The sequence below is a fragment of the Paenibacillus sp. J22P59 genome, assembly GCF_059383895.1.
The window spans coordinates 362,947-383,316 of sequence record NZ_JBXENX010000004.1; the positions used below are offsets into that span (position 1 = coordinate 362,947).

The window sequence follows — 20,370 nt, forward strand, 5'->3', positions numbered from 1 at the left end:
CCCTCCAATTAACCTAATCCATACAGCCCCCTTATGAAGACCACGTAACTTTTTTCCCCAAGTTGGCAAGCACAATAGCCAAGCATTCCTTCAAATCATTGTTCAGTTCAATAACGCGAGCATCCTTCTGCAGGATGTAAGGAAGAATCGTTTGCAGCTTACCGATGTTGCTTGTTCGCTTAATGAACGGATTATAAGAAATTTTGGCACAGCGTGTATGCCTTAGCTTCATGCTCTTGCTCGTGTCTCTGAATGCTTCGACATAAGGATCATATTGATTCACAATGAATACGAGCCCTTTTTTGTTCAGCTTGCTCATAATTTGTGCCGATTCCCAGTGCCTGAGCTTCTCTTTGATCTCTCTGGACTGGGTGACAACCATAACAATGAGATCTGAATTCTGAATAACCGAGTCGGTAATATCCTCATAAATTTCTGTCGTAATATCGGTTATGACGACCTGATGGTTGAGGCTTCCAATTACAAACTTCACCAGCTTTGCATTCTCTTCTTCCGATATTGCATCAGAAGACGTATCGATCATTTGGAGATTAGGGACGCCCGGAACCTGAATGCAATAATCCAGAATCTCGTCACCAGATATAGCGTTGGATTCCAAGAGCTTGACGACTTGGGTTACGCTTCTTGTTTTGTCCTCTGATGGCTTGATACCGAGAGCTCCAGCAATCGAGTTGTTTTTATTCCCGGTATACGTTAGACAGGTTCTATAATTCTGAGTCTGGGCCAGAGCGAGTGCCAGCAATATGCTGACGGTCGTACCGCCCTGTCTCCGATCTGGAGAAACAACGGATATTTTCATCTCAACCACTTCCTATTAAGCAACGTCAAGGCCGTCTTGCTCGTCATTTGCAGCGTAGGAGCCAGCATGGAAGCCAACCCCTTATTCAGCTCTTTGGATGGAATCGGACATAGCACCCGATAGCATTCAATATCTTCAATCGTTTTCCATAGGCTGGCCGTTGGAATCACATTAATGGCGTTTTTTTCGCTTTTTCCGTCATAGGTCAGTTTAATGACGGTATATTCGCCTAATAGATCGAGGAAGGAGCTTTCCTCCTCGTCAGGCTGATACGTTTTTACATAAATAACGTGGGTCAAGTCATCAGGAATCGTATCTTGAATGTCGAATATGACATGCTCGAAATCATCCGGCGTATAACCAACCTCTTCAAAGATTTCGTCGGGAGTTGCGTCCGATATGGCAATCATAATGTTCGCCATATGCCCTTGCGCCTCTCTGTCCTCAAGCAGCCGCTTGTAGTGCCGGTTATTGCTGAATAGCGCGACATCGCCGGTTGCTTGAAGCAGTTTCATGAGAGCATAAATAACAGGCCGCTTATCCGTATAACCATACACACCTATTTGCATTACTCAACTACACCTTCCTCAATCTCTAATAACGGGTTCCCCGGTGCTACATTATTATTAGTGCCTGTTGTCGTTCCCGATCCGGCCGGAGGAATCGGTTCACTTGGAGCTGTGCTTTCGTTTAGTTGAGCCTGTTCTTCGGCTTGTTTCTGCGCTTCTTCGGCTTCTTTTTGTGCACTTACTAGCGCTGAATTCCCAGCATCCACTTTGCTTGATATTTCATTGCGCCCAGATGCAATAGCGGAGCCATCTTCATCAGACACATTAGCGTTTCCTGCATCAATTATTTTTCTAGTCGTTTCATTCATCTGAGTGTTGATGACCTCTACGATGTTCGGATCGGCCGTCATAATTGCCAGAATATTATTCGGTACAGCGTAATAAGGCGTTGCCGCTTCTTGTATGCCCGGCTCAATATATTTAGTCAGATATAAGCTCGCGCCTTTTTTGGATTGAAGGAAGTAGTCGATAAGCGCAGCTTGATAATAATGAATTTCCAGCTCGCTTAACTTCAGCTTGATCGTATTGCCATTAATCGCTTCAATTCGTTTGTGCGGCAGAACGATATAATCTTCTCCCAGCGGATAGACAATGCGATAATCGACATAATCGCCAACCCTTAACCCAATCGTCATCACGCTTGCTATTACGTCATACTCCCTAACCGTATCGTCCATCGGATCTTCCATAACCATATCCATGGATAGCGGCGTACCCGGCAGCAATCCGATTCGGTAATACTTGCCGATAATTGTCTCGGGATTGAGCACTAAGCTTTGTGTAACGAATGATTCCGGCATTTCCCTCATCATCAGGTCTTCCTGCTGAACCTGTCTGCCAGCGTACAGATCATTCAACCCGTCTCTGACTGTCCAAATATTAACCATAGGGCCGATGATGCGTATTTGCTCTTCCAGAACAGCGACTTCTTCTTCGTAAGCCATGGTCAAATCATTTATTTTGGGCTTCCAAATGAGATAAATTTGCCCGACATTTGTTCCGATTAGCACTAGAGCTATTGCCACCGTTATTGAAATTGTTTTGATATTCCACTCGATGTTCATGTTTGCGTCCCCCAGTAAAAGACCTTTAAACTGCCGTCTAGAATGATAACTCTTGATTCCGCGCCATTCTTTTTCAAGTAATAGTCCAAGTAATAGGTTCCAGGCTCTATTCGATCTACCTTCCACCCATCGAATAGCAGAGTCTCCAGATAGACAGCACTTTGTTCAAGCGAAGCGCTATAGGTGTAAGGAATGGAACGTTCAATGCCAACCCCGATGCTGGCTGGGTCTCTCAGCATGGACTCGGATAGCATCGCCGTACCAGGTACAGCATATTGCTTGGAAGCAGCCAAACGTCTGTAAAGAGAATTGGTGTTGATGTCCGTTACTTCATCCCCCTCTTTCAAGGAAACAGAATCGACAGGAACACTGTCGTTTGCATCAAGCTCCAGCCTAAGCCACCATTCCCCCTCCGTCACTTGAACTCCCAAATCCGCAATCGGGTAATCCATCTTCATAGATGTACTGGAAGAGCCCTGATCTTGCCTATTATCGGGCTGTCCAGAAACAACAAATACGCGAAATGATGAGGCGGGATCAATAATGGACTTATCCTCTGCGGACTCTAGCAATCCGTAGGCCCAACTATCAATCTTGCTCCTGACATCCTCCAGCGATGTACGTTCAAGAGAAGCTATATTAGTCGTAATGCTCTGGTAAACTTCATCAGACACAGCATCTGCCCATTCATTGTTACTTATCGCATTATTAGGTTCGTTCTTGTGAGCATTCATCAAGCTCATACCTTCTGTTTGTCTGGTAAGAAACAGGACAGCCACTGCAATCAAGCAAAGCATCACAGCTGTTATAATGACTACTTTCTTCCATCCTGCATTAAAGACCATGGCTGGCACCATTTAGCTGACTTAATTCCAAGGATATATATACCATCCACTACTCTCCTTCATGTGCAACTCCTTCATACAAATACAAGAGATTCATTCGGTGTTCTTTTTGTGTATTATTGTAAATAATATCTATTTGAGACTAGCACAATTATCCTATATTTTCAAACACATTTTTACAATATTCAAGACTATTCGACTATTAATGCACAAATGCAAGTCTCATAATATGACAATAGCTGATGCTTAGGTCACCTATCTATCCGATATGGATTTTTCTTGCAATTCTCTAGCAGTCACAAGGTCCCGTGCTGAATAATGAATAAGCAAATACGCCTATTTTTAATCAGGCCTCCCCAACAATGAATAAGGAAAATTTGCTTTATAATATGATTTTACTAAGTGGGTAAGCGACCATTCTTCTAAAATTTTACATCTGTTATAAAAAGGAATTTTATATGGATTATCTCCCTGTAATTATGCTTATGAAATAGAAACAGCCTAGAACATGAGGTTCTAGGCTGTTTCTATTATTAAAACTTATAATTTGATTTCAATCGACCTCTAATAGATGGCTTTCTTTATTATGCTGCCCCATCATTTCCTAATATTATCTTCGTTCTTTTCTCCTGAGCTTTAATCTTCTTGTTCTACTGCAAAGTAGCAGCAATTGAACCATTTCTACCACATGCAATTACGTATTTTGAATAATGCAGTCCTACAAATTCAACTTTACAAATCCCCTTTTGCCAAAACACCATAGTGCCGAAGTGAATTTATTTATTCGTTGCATATATTTATCACTATACTATTTTACGATTTATTTGTGGCAGCACATATGTATAAATAGTAATATTAAACCATTAAATAATAGGAGGAATAATTAAGCTCCTTAAGGAAATATAGGGTTTACAATCTGGAATTATAAGGTGTTTCAGAGGAGTTATTAAGTGCCACATCCCCAATGTCGTTCAGAATTGCGAATCCTCCTAACAATTCCGGGCATACCGTGACTGCTTTCTTTTCATGCAGCGGGGTTCGTATTCTATGATTCAAACTATGCGTGGCATTATATCTTACCTCTAGTCCTGCTAGACACGCGCTCACTACGATCAAACTTACACCTCTTCCTCTCTGTTTAAGACAGTATTTCTCAAATATTTATAACTATTAAATACTGTATTATTATGGATTAATATATTTGTTTCCATAGAACTATTCTCATTCTAGCTAATAGATCCTATCCATTCCCTTCGACAAAAATTACGAAAAACTTCAAAAAATTCCTATATGTTAAAGTGCGTCCACGAATAGACAAGATCAGTAGAGATGTATACGCATACATGAGGTTTGACCAGCTTTTATATCTACCTATATAGTAGCTTTAAATCTATTTATGTAGATTTTAGTCGAATTACTATATTTTAATACAAAAGGAGAGAATTCATGTACCCGAACAAAGTATTGTCTCTAGCAATGGCCTTCGTATTGCTACTGTCCATGGCTTCATTCCAGAGTGAAGCGGCCAAAGCACAAAGCACTCCACTGCCCGAAGCCGCAAGTCCTCTGTACCCCGACGAGATCGTAGTCAAATTCAAAGCTGGTGTAGATATTCCTTATGTAGATCAAGCGGAGAATGCAATCAAAGCTGAGCACAATCAATCGCTCACTCGACTGTTCAACGATATCCCGGAATTAACCTTTAACCGTCTATTCCAAATTTTCGAGGAGCCTTCACATGCTTCTTCACAGAAGACAGCCCCTTCTGTATTTGATCGTTACTACTCTGTATCGGTTCCAGAAGGCTCCAACATTGAAGGGTTAATTAAGCAATTAAAGAACTCCCCTCTTATTGAGGAAGCCTACCTTAAGCCACAGCCGGTTGAAGACCCAAGCATAACGCTTGCACCGAATTCTACACCCGTGCAGCCTAACGACGATCCTAATTACCCGTTGCAGGGCTATATTTCTCCCGCTCCATCAGGTATTGATGCGCCTTATGCTTGGCAATTCGAAGGCGGCGACGGCAAGGGCATTAAATGGGTTGATGTGGAGCAAGGCTGGGCCTTGAATCATGAGGACTTGGCCGCTCATTCGATCCAGATGCTCCCGGGAGGAATCAATCTAGCGAGCAGCAGCAGCCATGGCTCTGCAGTGCTTGGCGAAATCTCGGCAGTAGACAATGCTCTTGGCAATATTGGGATTGCGAACAAGGCACAGCCTTATGTGTCGCCTTCGAACCGTACCAACAATACTTATAATAATGCAGAAGCGATTATTGTAGCAGCCAACGCACTCTCTGCCGGAGATGTTATTCTTCTGGAGCAGCAGGTCTACTACTCGAATTATGGCTATATGCCGATTGAGGTCTATCCTGCGGAATTTGATGCCATTCAATATGCTGTCAGCCGCGGAATTACGGTTGTCGAAGCAGCCGGCAATGGCAGTGTTGATCTCGATCTGTTCAAGACCGCCGATAACAAATACATCCTTAACCCTAATCATCCAGACTTCCGCGATTCTGGCGCTATTATTATCGGTGCAGCCTCGGATACGCTTCCTCGTTATCGGATGTACTTTAGTAACTTTGGCAACCGAATTGACGCTCACGGCTGGGGGACAGGCGTTCACACCCTATCCGCAGTGGATACGAATTCTACCACAGGATATATGAGTTCATTCAGTGGTACATCGTCTGCCTCACCTGTCGTTACTGGCGCTGTAATCTCCTTGCAGGGCATTGCCAAAGCCAAGTTCGGCGTGCCATACTCCCCTGCCGAGGTTCGTCATCTATTAAGAGCCTCCTATAATACGCCTTCTTCGGATAGAGCGGAGCACAAGATTGCATCACTCCCGAATTTGAAAGAAATTATCGATAATCTCTCTGCCCCAGGCAGTGTTCCTTACGATACAATCGCTCCAATTGCACCAACCGGACTTGCCGTAACTGCAATTACCGATTATGACGTCTCACTCTCGTGGAATGGGACTACGGACAACAGCTCCTTGGTTGGCTATGATGTGTTCCTGAATGGCAGCCTGCTGCCTAAAGCGTGGACATCTGCAACCTCCGCGACTTTGTATTCGCTGGAACCGGGCACCTATACGGTTACCGTGAAAGCAAGAGATGCTGCCAACAATCTGTCAGCAGCCAGCAATTCCGTGACGTTCACGAAACAGCTTCCGAGCATCTGCCTGAATATCGTTTGGAATGCCAGCACCTCCTATACGACAGGACAGCAGGCTTCTTATAACGGTACAATTTATGAAGCCAAATGGTGGACACAGAATGATCGTCCCGATCTGAAAAGCGGTCCGAATGATGTATGGAAGATCATTGGCCCGTGTTAGCATAACTGCTACGATAAAAGAAAAAATCGCAAACAGCTTGAAGCCTTCGGGCTCCGCTGTTTGCGATTTTTTCTTTTAGCTTATCAAGGCAATCCTTATCGTACCTTCTAGATTAAGTACCGCAGAAGGTACGGTAAGGACGGACTGCTGGCGCAGGGGGTGCGGCGTATTCCTCCTGTTCATTGGAGTACGCATACGGACTTGATAGAACAGCTAGCAGCTGATTCATTACACTGTAGTCCCCTTGCTCGACTGCCGCTTCTAATGCCTCCTCAACCCGGTGGTTGCGAGGGATTACTGCAGGATTACTGCTGCGCATTAATTGCTGTGAGGCGGCTTTTGATTCCTGCTGCCTGCCTAATCTTGCCTGCCACAGCTCATGCCACTCCGCAAATTCCTCCGTCCCGAACAGGTCCGAATCAGCAAGCTTATCCAAGGTTAATCCACGGAACGTATTCGTATAGTCTGCACGATGCTGCTGCATTAAGCCGAGAAGGCCTTCAACAAGCTCTTCATCCTGCTGCTCCACGTCAAAGATGCCCAGCTTCGCCCTCATTCCGGCAAGCCAATTATTGTGATAATGCTCTTTGAAGTCTTCAAGCGCATCCTCAGCCAGCTTAATAGCCTGCTCTTCATTAGCATGCACGAGCGGTAATAACGTTTCTGCCAATCTCGCAAGATTCCACATCGCTATGCGTGGTTGATTGCCATAGGCATAGCGGCCTTGCGAGTCAATAGAGCTGAATACGGTTGCGGGGTCAAAGGCATCCATGAACGCGCACGGGCCATAATCAATCGTCTCTCCGCTAATCGTCATATTGTCGGTATTCATCACTCCATGAATAAAGCCAACCAGCTGCCATTGGGCGATCAATGCGGCCTGCCGCTTGATCACCTCTTTGAGCAGTGAAAGATAGTGGTCCTCATTAGCCTCAGCCTTTAATTCTGGAAAATGTCTTTGCAAGCTGTAATCCGCCAGCTCCCGAATCTCCTCGACACTGCCCCAATTCGCGGCGAACTGGAAGGTTCCGACACGCAAATGGCTGGCAGCCACTCGGGTCATAATAGCACCTGGCTGCTCGATTTCGCGGTAGATAGACTCCCCTGTTGTCACGACTGCTAAGCTGCGGGTAGTTGGAATGCCCAGCGCATGCATCGCTTCACTAATGATGTATTCGCGCAGCATTGGCCCGAGTCCAGCTCGACCATCGCCTCCGCGGGAATACGGGGTTCTGCCTGACCCTTTGTATTGAATATCGAGCCGCTCATTCAGAGGAGTAATTTGTTCACCCAGCAGCATTGCTCTGCCGTCCCCCAATAAGTTGAAATGTCCGAATTGATGGCCCGCATAAGCTTGTGCAAGGGGCTCTGCACCATCGGGAATCCGATTGCCAGCAAGCACTTGTGCCCCCTCTTCGCTTTTCAGCGCCTTGATATCCAATCCTAGCGAGAGGGCTAACGGTTCATTCACAATGACGATCTCCGGTGATTCTACAGGAGTTGGGCTCATTTTGGTGAACAACAATTCCGGCAAACGAGCATAACTATTATCGAAGTGCCAGCCTGCTTCACGAATTTCTTTTTTCTCCTCCATCGTATCTCCTTTGTACTGCTGTATTGTTGTATCCGATATTTTCCTATATCAAGCCAACCTTATCATTAGGATCGCTTAGTTATGTACGTTCCAGCTCTTCCTAGGCGCTGCTTGCAGCGTTTGCTTCTGCCCACTTATTATAACCTTTCCATAAGGGTTATTCTACAAACTCCCTTGTCATCGGGCTCAGACCTTCCCTGCAATCAACTATGGAATCGGTCGCGGGGCGGAGCAATCATTCATTCTGATGAACCTTTTGGGGACGAGAGTTGGCAAGTAAAATCTATAAGGAAGCTACAGCATAGGTCAAATAAAATTCAAGGTTAGAAAGGAAGAAATTAATGACTGCTAGTCAAGCCGCTTCGGCATCCTCATTGTTAAGCAACCGATTCGTGCAAGTTATTTTGATGTCCACATTGTTTTTGCAAATCGGTATTTGGGTACGCAATATCGCTATCCTGTTCTATGTCAAGGAAATGACGAATGACGATGCCTTCGCTGTATCGCTCATCTCTGTCGCAGAGTTCGCGCCTATCTTCATATTTTCATTTATAGGAGGAACGTTCGCAGACCGCTGGCGGCCGAAAAAAACGATGGTATGGTGCGACCTGTTAAGTGCGGCCTCGATTCTCGTAGTGCTGTTTACAATGGCCAACGGTTCCTGGAAAGCCGTATTCTTCGCTACATTAGTCTCAGCCATCTTATCGCAGTTCTCTCAGCCCTCAGGCATGAAGCTATTCAAGCAGCATGTTCCTGAGCATTTGGTGCAAAAGGGAATGTCAGTCTATCAAACGTTATTCGCAGTGTTTATGATTTTTGGACCGGTCGCCGGTACATTCGTATACCAAAGCTATGGGATTGAGACGGCTATTGGAGTAATGGGCATTGCCTTTCTATTGTCAGCTGCTTCGCTGGCCTTCCTGCCGCGTGATCAGCAAGTTGATGGGGACGAGCAAAAGTCACAGGTGGTAGACGATATTAAAGCGGGATTCCGCTACGTGTGGTCCAGCATTATACTCCGTAAGCTAGGTGGAGGGTTTATTGCTGCGGGGCTGGCCTTTGGCCTTATTCAGCCGCTAGGCATTTTCCTTATTACGGAGCGGCTTGGAAAGCCTGAGGATTATTACCAATGGTTCCTGCTAGCCAATGGTGCAGCTATGATAATCGGCGGTGTTGTGGCAATGGGCTTCGCCAGCAAAGTATCGCCTCAGAAGCTTCTGGCATTCGGCATGATGGTGAACGCCCTCGTCATCATTGCTATGGGAATCTCAACAGATTATTGGGTCTCACTGGGGCTGCAATTCATTAGCGGCTTAGCCTTCCCATGCATCAACATCGGGATTAATACGAAGATTTTGCAAAATACGGAGCAATCATTCATCGGCCGGGTAAACGGCATTCTAACTCCGATGTTCATGGGTTCGATGGTCGTGACGATGATGGTAGCCGGCGTGATCAAAAACGCGATCTCCCTCGCCCCGCTGTACGTCATCGCAGGTCTCCTCCTGATCCTTGGCGTCATCATCATGATTCCACTCTTCAAGCTAAAGGACGGAATTCAGCCTGCACCTACACCTAATGAAGCTGTGAGCAGTTAGGAGTGAACAGCTTCATTCAGGTCATAATCATACCTCTCTGAATCGTCCTTGCTGTAGGCTCTAAGCAAAGCTCAGACCCTTTTGCTTAGAGCCACATGCATGATGACGTGCAGCCACAGATTACTGCGGCTATCTTTTTCTATGTCTAATTGTTAATGCTGTAAATGATACGACAACCGCAGCCTCATTTTCTCAATTCATAATAATCCATCGTTGATGTCACAGCGAAGCCGCAGGACTTATACAGATCGAGCGCATTTACGTTATCAGCAGCTACTTGAAGCATAATGGCACTTGCACTAACTTCCTTCAGCTTTTGGACAGCCATAATTAGAACAGCGCGGCCGTACCCTTTTCCACGATGCTCCGGCACTACGCCCAGGCCATAGATACCGCCACTATGAGAAGTTAATTGAAGGTGAACTTTCCCGATGATCAATTGCTCCTTCTCAGCAATATAGGTTAGTACTCCCTTCGCTTCTTCATCCTCAGGCAATGTCAGATCATCCGTCGATTCTGCTTCGTTAAAATAAATGGCATTTTGCCTTGCAATTTCACTTGCATCGGCATTCGTAGCTTTCCTGAAAGTAATGCCGCGCTGCTGGTCTGGAGACGGATGAAACTCAGCTTGATTCAAATACATTTCATATTCGGAATGATCGTATTGCGCCCCGGTCCCGCTAATAAATTTCTGTCCAGCCTCTGACTTCCTATCACTCAAAAGAAGCATGCTAGTTGAGCTTCTGTGCCTCCACTCTGCTGTGACCAGTTCGAATAGCTTCCTAAATACACCTTGCCGTCTATATTCCGGATGCACCATGCCATTCACTTCGATCTGCGCCCCCGCTCCTCCGAAGCCGCAAATTCCTATATACCCGATTAATTTTTGCCCATCAAAATATTGAAATTCATTTATGCTTTGAATACTGGAGCTGTTCCCTTCTTCCGACGAGACTCCCAGCTTGTAATCAAGCTCGAGCTTTAGGGCTGTCTGCTCTACATGGAAGCATTGGCTTTGAAGAGTATGAATCAGCTTATAATCCTCATCATCGAGGGTTTGCTGCAATTTGATCCATGGCTTCTGTATCGGTTTCATAGGCATTCCTCATTCCTTTTTTCCTATTCTATTATTCCTTCGATTCGATACTTCTTCTCCCATTCCGATACTTGATTAGAGTCCATTATAATGGGCTTGGGTGCTATGTGCTCGATACAATCGTTATTACTATATTGCTTCCGAAATGCTTTGACTTTACGAATAACCTCATCGTCGATGCTGATCCGATCCATTTCCTCTTCTGATACGACCATTAAGGGTACAAAATGCTCTACGCGTGTGATTCTTCCCAACTGATCGCTGTAGCAGTAAGCCACATGAATCGTTTTTTCCCCGCATGCTACAGGCTCTCTAGTGAAAATTTCAATAAAAACATCATTAACAGCCTCTGGATCAAGAATAGTAATTTCGCCCGTGCTACCTTCATCAGCATCTTTGAAATTATGCATGCGATGAATCCCCATCGGAAGAACGATTTGTATACGGACATTCTTCACTTGACCAATCGGAGACAGCTGAATCCAGAGATGATTCATGCCTTCTTCATTTTCTATAGCAGATTTTGCGAATCGAACCTTGATCATTGCTTTCCTTCCCCTCTCAGCACTTGGGTAACGGCCTCGATCATCTTAACTTTCAGCTCAGGTGAAACACGTGAACTGACCGAGAGAATCACATCCTCGTTCAAAACATGGGTCTCGTTCCGAAAAATTTGATCAGCCTGATAGAACCGAAGGTTTTCACCAATTTTGATAACTTCTTCTAGCGGCAAGCTCATTAATTTCTCTTGTGCTGAAGCTAAGGTCTCGCCGCTTTTGGATAATAAAAGAACAGCGCGAAAATAATGAAGGTGTTCATCCGTGTACACCCTCTTGTTGCCCACCAATTCAAGTGGCGGAATGATTCCAATCTGCGTGTAATACCTAACCGTTCTTAAATTTATATGAGGGTCTTCGTTCTGCAACACTTCAGCTATTTGCTTAGCGGTATATGTATTCAACAACTCACCATCCTAACCCAATATAAGGTTACAGCACACTGTAACACTTACAGTATGCTGTAACGATAATGCATTGTCAATATAAAAAGAAAAGCAGTCTTGACCTGTACAAAGGCCGAAGACTGCTTTTTCTCGTTCAACTTAATTATCCTTAGACATGGTATCAAACGATAAGAAAACTCCTGTTCTATTCCCTTACTAATAGTTGTTGAATTTCGCTCGTGACTCTACTAAACTGAACATATCTTCCTGTCGTTATCGCAACGGATACGCATGGGGTGTCAGAAGAGGAGTGAGCAGAATTGTTCTTGCATTTTATCGTAGAACGCGAGCATAAAGAGGCTTTTTTAGAGCTTGCACACCGGATCGCCACATCAGACGGATTCGTGAATCGTAATGAACTGAATTATATTCGAGGTTGGATGCATGAGCTTGATATGAACGACTGGGAGCCCTCTGCCGAGCTAAGCCTTTCTACCGCCGAGTTGCTCGGGGGAATTCAGGACGAACAGCTCAAGCATATTTTTCTAGCCGAGCTTCTGCTCCTTATCTATGCGGATGGCAGCTATAGCGACTCCGAAAGATACATAGCCACAGAAATGCAACAGTTGTTCGGTTACGATGATGAGAAATTCGATCAATTCCGAAATTGGGTCGATCAGATGAACAAGCTGAAGGTTGAAGGCATGAAGCTTGTTCTCCACGGATCGAACGAGCTAGTATAATAAATAAGAAACTGATCTAGCTGGACGCAGATTATACCCACCCAGCTAAGCTTTTACCAACTGACTTGCAGACGGAGGATGTTCTATTCACAAGAATGGGACATCCTTCGTCTGCAAGCTCCCAATTCCCGCGATCTACCTCCTTTCATCCGATCAACCAATAGCAACCTTCCTAGCTTTCTTTAATGAGAATCCCTTCTTAATCAACCTGCTGCCCCTCCACTTTATTCTATAGGCTGGCTTCCCACATCTCCTTACATGATCTCCCCTTCCTCCTATTTTTGCTGTTGTCTTTGCCCTTAGGGCAAGGTGTATAGTGAAATAGAATCAAGTATCGCGATACTTTAAGCTTGTAACCCATATAACAATACGAAGAATGGAGGCCAGCACTTGCTCTCAATTGGAGAATTCTCAAAAATATGCGGAGTGTCCACAAAAACACTGCGATATTATGATGAATTTGGATTAATTAATCCTGATGAGATTAACCCCGAGAACGGTTATAGATACTATTCCATTCAGCAGCTAAAAAAGATGCTCTTCATCAATCGTTTGAAGTCCTATCATTTTTCACTGGAGGATATTAAAGCTATTGTGGCACTAGAAGAGGATCAAGCAGAGGAGAAGCTTTGCGCTGCCCTTAATTACAAGAGAAGAGAAATGCAAGATAAACTGAATACTATTGCATACAAGTTAGAACAAATAAGCAATGATATTTCAAATTTAGAAAATGGCATTCCTATCCTGTCACATCTTGACCATATCGAGGTGCAGCTTGTTGAGACCCTGTCCATCAATATTCTTTATAAGCGTCAGATGATGAGCAGTAGTGACTATGCTTCAGGATATGGGGCATATTTCAGCAGACTATATGAAAAGATTGCTACAGAAAAGCTTACCCTGCTTGGTACGCCGATAACGATTTATCATAGCCCTGAATTCAATCCTGCCGGCAATGATACCGAGGTAGCCGTTCCAATCAAGGAGATCGTAAAGGGAACAAGAGATTTACCCGGTGGCCTGTGTGCAAGATCTGTTCTCAGAGGCCCCTATTCCGAATTGACATCGGTATACGCCAAGCTGATGGAATGGATAGAGCATGAGGGATATGCATTAGTAAGAGCACCTTATGAAGTCTATATAACGGATCCTAATCAAGCCATTATTCCTGAGGATATGGTTACTGAGGTGTATTTTCCTATAAAGAAACGATAAGGGTAACTAACTGGGAGGCATTGAAATGGAAAGAAACTACTGGCCAACGACGCATTGGCAAGCTGCAGATCCGGCGGGCTTAGGAATGAATTCCGAAAAGCTATTAGAGCTTGAGTCTATCATACAATCTGAATACCCTAATTTAGATGGCATCATCATTGTGCGGAATGGTTCAGTTGCCTTTGAGAACTATTATAATGGCAGTGGGCCTGATGTTCCCCATCATATGGCCTCTGTAACAAAAAGCATACTATCTGCTCTCATTGGTATTGCCATAGACAGCGGTTATATTGAAGGCTTAGACCAAAAGGTATTGGATTTTTTCCCTGCATATGTCGCCGACGCTGCTGACCTACAAAAAAAAGAGATTACGATCCGCCATCTTCTCACTATGACCGTCCCTTATTCCTTTGAAGACTGGCACGAGCCATTAGACAAGCTATGCCAGCAGCCAGACTGGGTAAAATATACGCTTGACCTTATGGGCCAGAATGGCAAGCTCGGGGAATATAAATACTGTACGGCAGGAGCACATCTGTTATCCGCCATCATCACCCGCAGCACAGGCAATAGTGCCCGTGAGTTTGCGAACAAACATTTATTCGCCCCGATTGGCATGAGAGAAATTCCTTATCATGAAATGAAGGCATTCGGATTTGAAGATTTATTCGGTCATAATGTACAGGGCTGGGTCGAAGACCCAAAGGGCAATTCCACTGGGGGCTGGGGACTTACGCTAACTGTCCGTGATATGGCGCGCTTTGGTTTTCTATATTTGAACAAGGGCAATTGGGATAATCAACAGATTATTTCGAAGACATGGATTGCCGATTCAACAGCCATGAATGCTAATAAATATAGTTACCTCTGGTGGCTGCACGAAGAAGAAGGCTTTACTGCCTACTTAGCTATGGGGGATGGCGGCAATGTCATTTGCTGCATGCCAGAGAAAGACCTAGTAGTAGTCATCGCATCCAGCTTCATCAATAATCCTAGCGACAGGTGGACACTGATTAAGGAATACATTATCCCCGCTCTAATAGACTAGCTATGCAATTCGTTCAAATAAACAGCTTGAACCTATTGGATCTATCTAATAGGTTCACTCAGAACCTACCATTGCAACTCTTGAACAACCATTAGTAAGTGACCATCGGGATGCTGTAATGTAATAATGGCTACATCTGGGAACCGCTCTACGCCCTCACCCACAAGCTGCACACCTAGGTTATTTAGGTATTGAAGACTATCGTCGATGTTCGAAAAGTTCAGAGAGAATAGCACATTCGCGGACGGTACTACTGGGCTATCACCAAGTGAATCGAGCAAAAGCAACGTGTTGTTTAAAGATGTATTACCTGCTATAGATGAGATCCACCGCTTGCATCAATTAATTGACCCGTTATCCAGCGGCTGTCTGGCGATGCAAGAAAAGCAGCAATATCCGCTACATCTGCAGGCTCTCCCCACCTGTTGAAGGTTGAAAGGCCAGCCGCATACTTCTGTCCATTCGGATCCTGCAACGTTCCGACATTCATCTCAGTATTAATAATGCCTGGCAGAATAGCATTCACCGTAATATTACGGCTTCCTAGCTTCTGAGCCAGAACATGCGTAAGGGTATTAACAGCACCCTTTGATACGCTATAAGTAAAAACACTAGGAGTGGCCGCACGTGTAACAAACGATGAAATATTAATAATGCGGCCTTCTGCATTCAGACGAGTTAAAGCGTACTGGCTAACGAAAAACGGTGCTTTAACATTAATGTTCATGACCTCGTCGAAAGATTCCTCCGTCGCCTCCTCAATAGTTGCGATTTGCCCGATCCCCGCGTTATTCACGAGAATATCAAACCGATTATTACCTGTACGTTCATGAAGAGCTGCATCCAATGTCGCATATAAATCATTTATGCCGCTAATTGACTGCAAGTCAGCACCTATTAGGAATGCCGTACCGCCATTCTGTTCAATCTCATGAACAACTTCCTCTGCATCATATTGTCTTGTTCCATAGTGCACCGCAACTAAAGCCCCTTCCTGTGCCAGACGCAACGCGATGCCTCGCCCGATCCCCCGGCTTGCTCCTGTTACTAAAGCAATTTTACCTGTTAGCTTACTCATATTCTCATCCCCTTATTTTGAATTCATGTTAGTTATATCACAGGGGAAATTTTGAAATCTTGCTCTGTCATTCGAAGCCCGCAAGGCTATGTCTTGTATGTATTTCATATTCATAAGGAATACGCAGAAGAGTACGCGAATATCTGACAACCCTGTTGGAATAATCTAATAGATGCATCATTATAGTTATAGATATTCAACTAAACGGAGATTCTCCATGATGGTATATTACCTCTGAACAAAAGTTTGATATCATACTAATAGATATTCTAACCAAAAGGAGGATCATATGGATAATTTGGATGAGCATTTATTGAATACGAGAGAGTGGTTAGTGAATGAGGCTGCTTCTCTAAGCTTTGATGATTTCAACCGTCGATTCGACAGCGGCCGATGGAGTATAGCTCAGGTGTATCATCATTTATTTATTACGGAGGAATTGTTCACCAAAGCCATCATGCTTGGGCTGAAAAAAAGGAATCCCGTTCACAAAGAACATCTAGCTATTCAGTTTGTATCCGATAGGTCTAACAAAATTCAAGCGCCTGTTGTTTCAGAGCCGAGCACCGAGCCATTTGAAGTATCGCAGATCCTTCAGCTACTAAGTGATTCAAGAAACAACCTAATGAATGTCCTTAATCAGATAGAGGATAGAGCAGTCTTGACAACAATAGCAGTCACTCATCCCGTTTTTGGAAGCCTGCCCTTAGATCAATGGATTGAGCTATTGTTTTTACATGAGCAACGGCATATTGAGCAAATTAAAGAGTTGAAAGCTCTATTTTAACGTAAGTTAGCCCTTCCTTCTCCCCTCGGATATCGCATAGTTCAAGGATATAGAGCCAAATAAGAATTTAAGAAAAACTTTTTTTGAATTCTGTCGATCTGGTCATTTCTCATTCGTTGTCTTAATAGAGGCTGAGCTCATTGGCTATCACTCATGCTTGATATCAGTCCAAACCAACGAATGAGAGGATGTTATAAGATGGCAAAACATACAACTTATATAATGTCGGAGGATGCTAGAGCTCAAGCTGAGTTCTACACGAATGCGCTTGGAGGAGAGATCCTGTCCGTTATGACGCATGGGCAGCTTCCTGAAGCAAAGGAAGAGCTCAAGGATAAAGTCGTTAACTTGAGTCTAATGGCCGGAGGAATCCATTTCTTAATGTCTGATTCCGTATTCGAGCCGGTCACTCGGGGGAATGCAATCAATCTATGCCTTGAGTTCGCAGCAGAAGCCGAAGCCCGCGAGGCCTTCGATAAGCTAGCCGCAGGCGGCAATGTGAAGAGTCCGTTGGAGCCTGCCTTCTGGGGCAGCTTGTTCGGGCAGCTCGAAGACAAATACGGCATTATGTGGATGATCACCACCGAGGCACCAACTGCCTAAAGTAAGAACAAAGGTAAAACTAAGAAGCCCTGCCGACATTACTATCGGCAGGGCTTCTTAGTTTATTAAACTTTAGTTTCTCGTTACCGAATGTGGTAACTAACGAATAGAATGGTTTGGCAACCATTCCGTACAAGCATCTGCAAGTGACTGCAATTCATTATACAGTACGCCAGCATGATAGCCATCGCAAACAGCATGATGGAACTGCCCCGATAAGGGCAAACGTATTTTCCCATTATGCTGATCATATTTCCCCATTGTAAAGATAGGCAACAAATAAGTCCCTTCGTTATAAACGTTCAGGTTAAAGCCCGTGAAGTTGACCCATGGAATGCTCGAAATCGGAAAGACGTTTGGCGGTTCGTTAGACTTAGCAGTAAATTGTTTAATGTCGCCATAGCTCTCCATATCACCTAGATAACGGCTGTAGAAATCATTAAAATCCTCGCTGTACAACGTCCAGATGCTTGAAAAGGTCTTGTCATCATTATGGAAAATGGTAAAGCTGGGAGACAGACTATCCCAATAACCTAACCTGCCTTCAGAATCAAAAGATGTCCGAAATTCAATGTGACGATTGACCACCGTAGTTATCATGTAGATTAGTGCAGGGTACAGCTTGATCTGCCTTTTCTTTAATTCTTCCAACAGCAGGGTAATATCCATATTTGCAGTGATGCTATATGTGCATCTCACCTGATTTAAATAATGTTCAAAATAGTGCGCTCTGCTCCAGCTATCCCTGTCAATAAGATTGAAAATCATGTTATATAACCTCCTAAAATTTTATTGCAGTTGATATTTTAGGAGGTCTAATCAACTGACTTAACCATATCCTCATCACAATCCTATCTATGATTTGCGGTTCCCTATTTAGATGCTGCTGGCCTTATTTTATCAAATATGGATTTCCAAATCATCTAAATCATCTAACGAAGCCGCTGCTTTCATGTCGAGAACTATGCTTCGTTCACGGGCCAAATCGCTCCATTTCTCCAGCGTCGCTCGCATTGAAGGAATTCGGGCGGTTTGTAGCGCTGTTTTATATTGTAGACTAAAGAGCCGAAAATCTGCATCCTCGTCCATTCTTTTTTTAGTCATTTTGTGTGCATGCTGATATAGGAGTGCCGGTGCTGCTTTCTCCTGTATATGCCGCTGAATAACAGCTAATAACGGCTGAAGCTGATGCAATTGCGCCATTAGGCCCTGTACGACATCAGGATTAGCGAAATCCGGGCGAGGGCTTAGCTTATCAGCAAGCAGTATCGCTTTCCCTCCGGAATAATGTTGTACCATGCTGGAATACCCTTGAGGGTACTGTTCCAACAAGCGCTTCCTCAAAGCGCAGAACCTCTCATGACCATGTACAAGTTGAACACTATCCACCGAGCTCGCATGATACATTCTTGCACTAATGCCATGCTCTCTGCGCACGGCATTCTCATTCGCATTAATGTTCACATATTCCTCGGCATTGTTCCACAATTTCAGCTCAGCAGCCTCCGTAACATTGAATTTCTCCAATCCGCCTGAGTCATCAGCCGTGACGCCTCTCAGCATCCGGGAGGAATGGCCCAGTTCATGACCGACCGTTACGAATTCCGGTGTAATCACCTCTTGTCTGTTTGCGCCGACAGCCGTCTTCATACCTTCGCTTTGTATGCGAACGAAACTGCCCGAACTTCTTCCTCTTCTATAATAAGTATGATTCATCTTAAAAAAAGGATGCGGGTTGTCAGCCAGAAATTGATTAAAAGCAGCGGGGTCGGCAGGCGCTTCAGGAACTGCCGCGACATCTCCAACTTCACTGGCAGCAACTCTCTGAAACTTATAGCTGTCTCTTGTCTCCGGGTCCATCTCTGCATGAGGATAGGCCTGATTGAGCTTCTTGTCCTGTGCTCCAAGCTCCGCTGCAAAATCAGACGACAAAATAATATTTTTCGCTGCGCTGTCCTGCGCTGCGTTTAACTGGGCAATCAGTCTTCGTCCGGCAGCGCCCTGAAGCAGCTTTGCAATTGCAGCCAGCATTCTGTTACGAAATCCGGGCTTGTTTGCCCTTTCTCTAATCTTAAGGTTGCCTCTGTCCTCAACCACCTCCCGCCATATTAAGCGGACAGTCTCTACTTCGGCTGGGTCTTCCATACCAGTCGTATCAATGGGAAGAAGCCGATCGTCTCGTGCAACTTGAATCACCAACTCCTGATGTGCTGCCTGACTTTCCTGCAAGAGCGATTGTAACAATGGGCCATTTGAGACAGCATCGACTTTTCCAGTGACGAAACGGTTGAACCAATCATAGATACAGGTATCCAATTGCTTCAATGAATGTAAACGCTGCTGCCTATTGGCATCATTCTCGTCGCTCAGCGTACCGTAGTGCTCCAGATGACCGGCAATACGGCCCAGCGACTCGTTCTGGGCTTCTTGCTCTACACGCCTTGCCATAAAGCTATCCCGATTCATCAACATTTGGATCGTCTTCACAGGAGTAGGAGAACTGGTTTGAGCCAGCCATTGACTAGAAGCGCGGTTCCCAATCGTTTGCTGCATTTGTATCATCAGGCTCTGCAAATTCGATTGAAATGGCCTATAAAGCCCAGCACCTTGCATCGGGCGATTAGAGCCTGGCCCGCTTCGTTCAGTATTTTTGCTGTTGAATGTTTCCTTCATCATTTCACTCCTGACAAGAAATCTACATGCCTTTAAGAATGATCCAGACGTGCGCAAATAAAAAGCGATTACCGATATAAAGGAAACAAACATCCTTCCATAGCTTTGAAGAATACTGAAATGAATGCTAGTCTTTGTCAAAACCTGCATTGAAGCACTAGGAAGAATAACGAGGTGAGGTCGGCATTATTGCCTATAGGTTGGATAGTGGCAGAGGTGTATTTAGACTGCTGCTTGCTTGCGCAATATTGGGGTAACAGCTGCGAGAGTAGGGATTGCAAAAACATTAGATAGCACCGAGGCTTAAAAAAGCATATTACTAGAATGTAGTAATAGGATAACA

At 44.6% G+C, this 20,370-nt stretch carries 18 protein-coding genes and 1 pseudogene; 7 read left to right on the plus strand and 12 right to left on the minus strand.

Annotation, left to right across the window (positions count from 1 at the left end; all coding sequences use genetic code 11):
- Positions 1-31: 31 nt before the first annotated feature.
- From AC50YO_RS08940 to AC50YO_RS08960, 5 genes and pseudogenes are all read right to left on the minus strand, one after another.
- The gene (locus tag AC50YO_RS08940; protein ID WP_494846209.1) at positions 32-820 is read right to left on the minus strand and encodes a CpaE/TadZ family protein; all 789 of its coding nucleotides are present in this window, start codon (positions 818-820) and stop codon (positions 32-34) included.
- Positions 817-1,389, minus strand: coding sequence for a hypothetical protein (locus tag AC50YO_RS08945; protein ID WP_494846211.1), 573 nt, complete (start codon positions 1,387-1,389; stop codon positions 817-819). Before AC50YO_RS08945 ends, AC50YO_RS08940 begins: the two co-directional genes overlap by 4 nt.
- Entirely contained in the window at positions 1,389-2,453 is a 1,065-nt protein-coding gene (locus AC50YO_RS08950; protein WP_494846215.1) for an SAF domain-containing protein, read from the minus strand. Before AC50YO_RS08950 ends, AC50YO_RS08945 begins: the two co-directional genes overlap by 1 nt.
- Complete coding sequence (locus tag AC50YO_RS08955) at positions 2,450-3,307, minus strand: hypothetical protein (RefSeq protein WP_494846218.1); 858 nt, start codon at positions 3,305-3,307, stop codon at positions 2,450-2,452. Before AC50YO_RS08955 ends, AC50YO_RS08950 begins: the two co-directional genes overlap by 4 nt.
- A gap of 969 nt (positions 3,308-4,276) precedes the next feature.
- Positions 4,277-4,414 (minus strand): annotated as a pseudogene (locus AC50YO_RS08960) (2-thiouracil desulfurase family protein); the annotation flags it as partial.
- A 330-nt stretch (positions 4,415-4,744) separates the two neighbouring features.
- Between AC50YO_RS08960 and AC50YO_RS08965 the strand changes: the two are divergent.
- A complete protein-coding gene (locus AC50YO_RS08965; protein ID WP_494846221.1) occupies positions 4,745-6,649 on the plus strand; it encodes a S8 family serine peptidase in 1,905 nt (634 codons plus the stop codon).
- A gap of 112 nt (positions 6,650-6,761) precedes the next feature.
- On the opposite strand, the gene AC50YO_RS08970 is transcribed toward AC50YO_RS08965, so the two are convergent.
- Positions 6,762-8,243: a protein adenylyltransferase SelO gene (locus tag AC50YO_RS08970; RefSeq protein ID WP_494846224.1), complete on the minus strand. Its 1,482-nt coding sequence runs from the start codon at positions 8,241-8,243 to the stop codon at positions 6,762-6,764.
- A gap of 341 nt (positions 8,244-8,584) precedes the next feature.
- Between AC50YO_RS08970 and AC50YO_RS08975 the strand changes: the two genes are divergently transcribed.
- Positions 8,585-9,841 (plus strand): MFS transporter, encoded by a 1,257-nt coding sequence (locus AC50YO_RS08975; protein ID WP_494846226.1) that lies wholly within the window; start codon positions 8,585-8,587, stop codon positions 9,839-9,841.
- Between the two features lie 184 nt (positions 9,842-10,025).
- Here AC50YO_RS08975 and AC50YO_RS08980 read toward each other — a convergent pair whose 3' ends face one another.
- The 3 genes from AC50YO_RS08980 to AC50YO_RS08990 are packed head-to-tail and all read right to left on the minus strand — an operon-like array spanning position 10,026 to position 11,898.
- The gene (locus AC50YO_RS08980) at positions 10,026-10,937 is read right to left on the minus strand and encodes a GNAT family N-acetyltransferase (protein WP_494846230.1); all 912 of its coding nucleotides are present in this window, start codon (positions 10,935-10,937) and stop codon (positions 10,026-10,028) included.
- 23 nt (positions 10,938-10,960) lie between these two features.
- A complete protein-coding gene (locus AC50YO_RS08985; protein ID WP_494846233.1) occupies positions 10,961-11,482 on the minus strand; it encodes a hypothetical protein in 522 nt (173 codons plus the stop codon).
- Entirely contained in the window at positions 11,479-11,898 is a 420-nt protein-coding gene (locus AC50YO_RS08990; protein WP_494846236.1) for a MerR family transcriptional regulator, read from the minus strand. The genes AC50YO_RS08985 and AC50YO_RS08990 overlap by 4 nt, the downstream gene beginning before the upstream one ends.
- 302 nt (positions 11,899-12,200) lie before the next feature.
- Here AC50YO_RS08990 and AC50YO_RS08995 point away from each other — a divergent pair, with 302 nt between their 5' ends.
- From AC50YO_RS08995 to AC50YO_RS09005, 3 genes are all read left to right on the plus strand, one after another.
- A complete protein-coding gene (locus AC50YO_RS08995) occupies positions 12,201-12,623 on the plus strand; it encodes a TerB family tellurite resistance protein (RefSeq protein WP_494846239.1) in 423 nt (140 codons plus the stop codon).
- Positions 12,624-13,013: 390 nt separating this feature from the next.
- The gene (locus AC50YO_RS09000) at positions 13,014-13,838 is read left to right on the plus strand and encodes a MerR family transcriptional regulator (protein ID WP_494846243.1); all 825 of its coding nucleotides are present in this window, start codon (positions 13,014-13,016) and stop codon (positions 13,836-13,838) included.
- 25 nt (positions 13,839-13,863) lie between these two features.
- The gene (locus AC50YO_RS09005) at positions 13,864-14,886 is read left to right on the plus strand and encodes a serine hydrolase domain-containing protein (RefSeq protein ID WP_494846246.1); all 1,023 of its coding nucleotides are present in this window, start codon (positions 13,864-13,866) and stop codon (positions 14,884-14,886) included.
- A gap of 313 nt (positions 14,887-15,199) precedes the next feature.
- Here AC50YO_RS09005 and AC50YO_RS09010 read toward each other — a convergent pair whose 3' ends face one another.
- Positions 15,200-15,964, minus strand: a complete 765-nt coding sequence (locus AC50YO_RS09010) for an SDR family oxidoreductase (RefSeq protein ID WP_494846249.1) — start codon at positions 15,962-15,964, stop codon at positions 15,200-15,202.
- Between the two features lie 289 nt (positions 15,965-16,253).
- Here AC50YO_RS09010 and AC50YO_RS09015 point away from each other — a divergent pair, with 289 nt between their 5' ends.
- Entirely contained in the window at positions 16,254-16,751 is a 498-nt protein-coding gene (locus AC50YO_RS09015) for a DinB family protein (RefSeq protein WP_494846251.1), read from the plus strand.
- A gap of 198 nt (positions 16,752-16,949) precedes the next feature.
- Positions 16,950-17,354 carry a VOC family protein gene (locus tag AC50YO_RS09020; protein ID WP_494846255.1) on the plus strand — a complete coding sequence of 135 codons (405 nt, stop codon included), beginning with the start codon at positions 16,950-16,952 and terminating at the stop codon, positions 17,352-17,354.
- 99 nt (positions 17,355-17,453) lie between these two features.
- On the opposite strand, the gene catA is transcribed toward AC50YO_RS09020, so the two are convergent.
- Positions 17,454-18,122 carry a type A chloramphenicol O-acetyltransferase gene (catA, locus tag AC50YO_RS09025; protein ID WP_494846257.1) on the minus strand — a complete coding sequence of 223 codons (669 nt, stop codon included), beginning with the start codon at positions 18,120-18,122 and terminating at the stop codon, positions 17,454-17,456.
- 132 nt (positions 18,123-18,254) lie between these two features.
- Complete coding sequence (locus tag AC50YO_RS09030) at positions 18,255-20,027, minus strand: M91 family zinc metallopeptidase (protein WP_494846259.1); 1,773 nt, start codon at positions 20,025-20,027, stop codon at positions 18,255-18,257.
- Positions 20,028-20,370 lie beyond the last annotated feature (343 nt).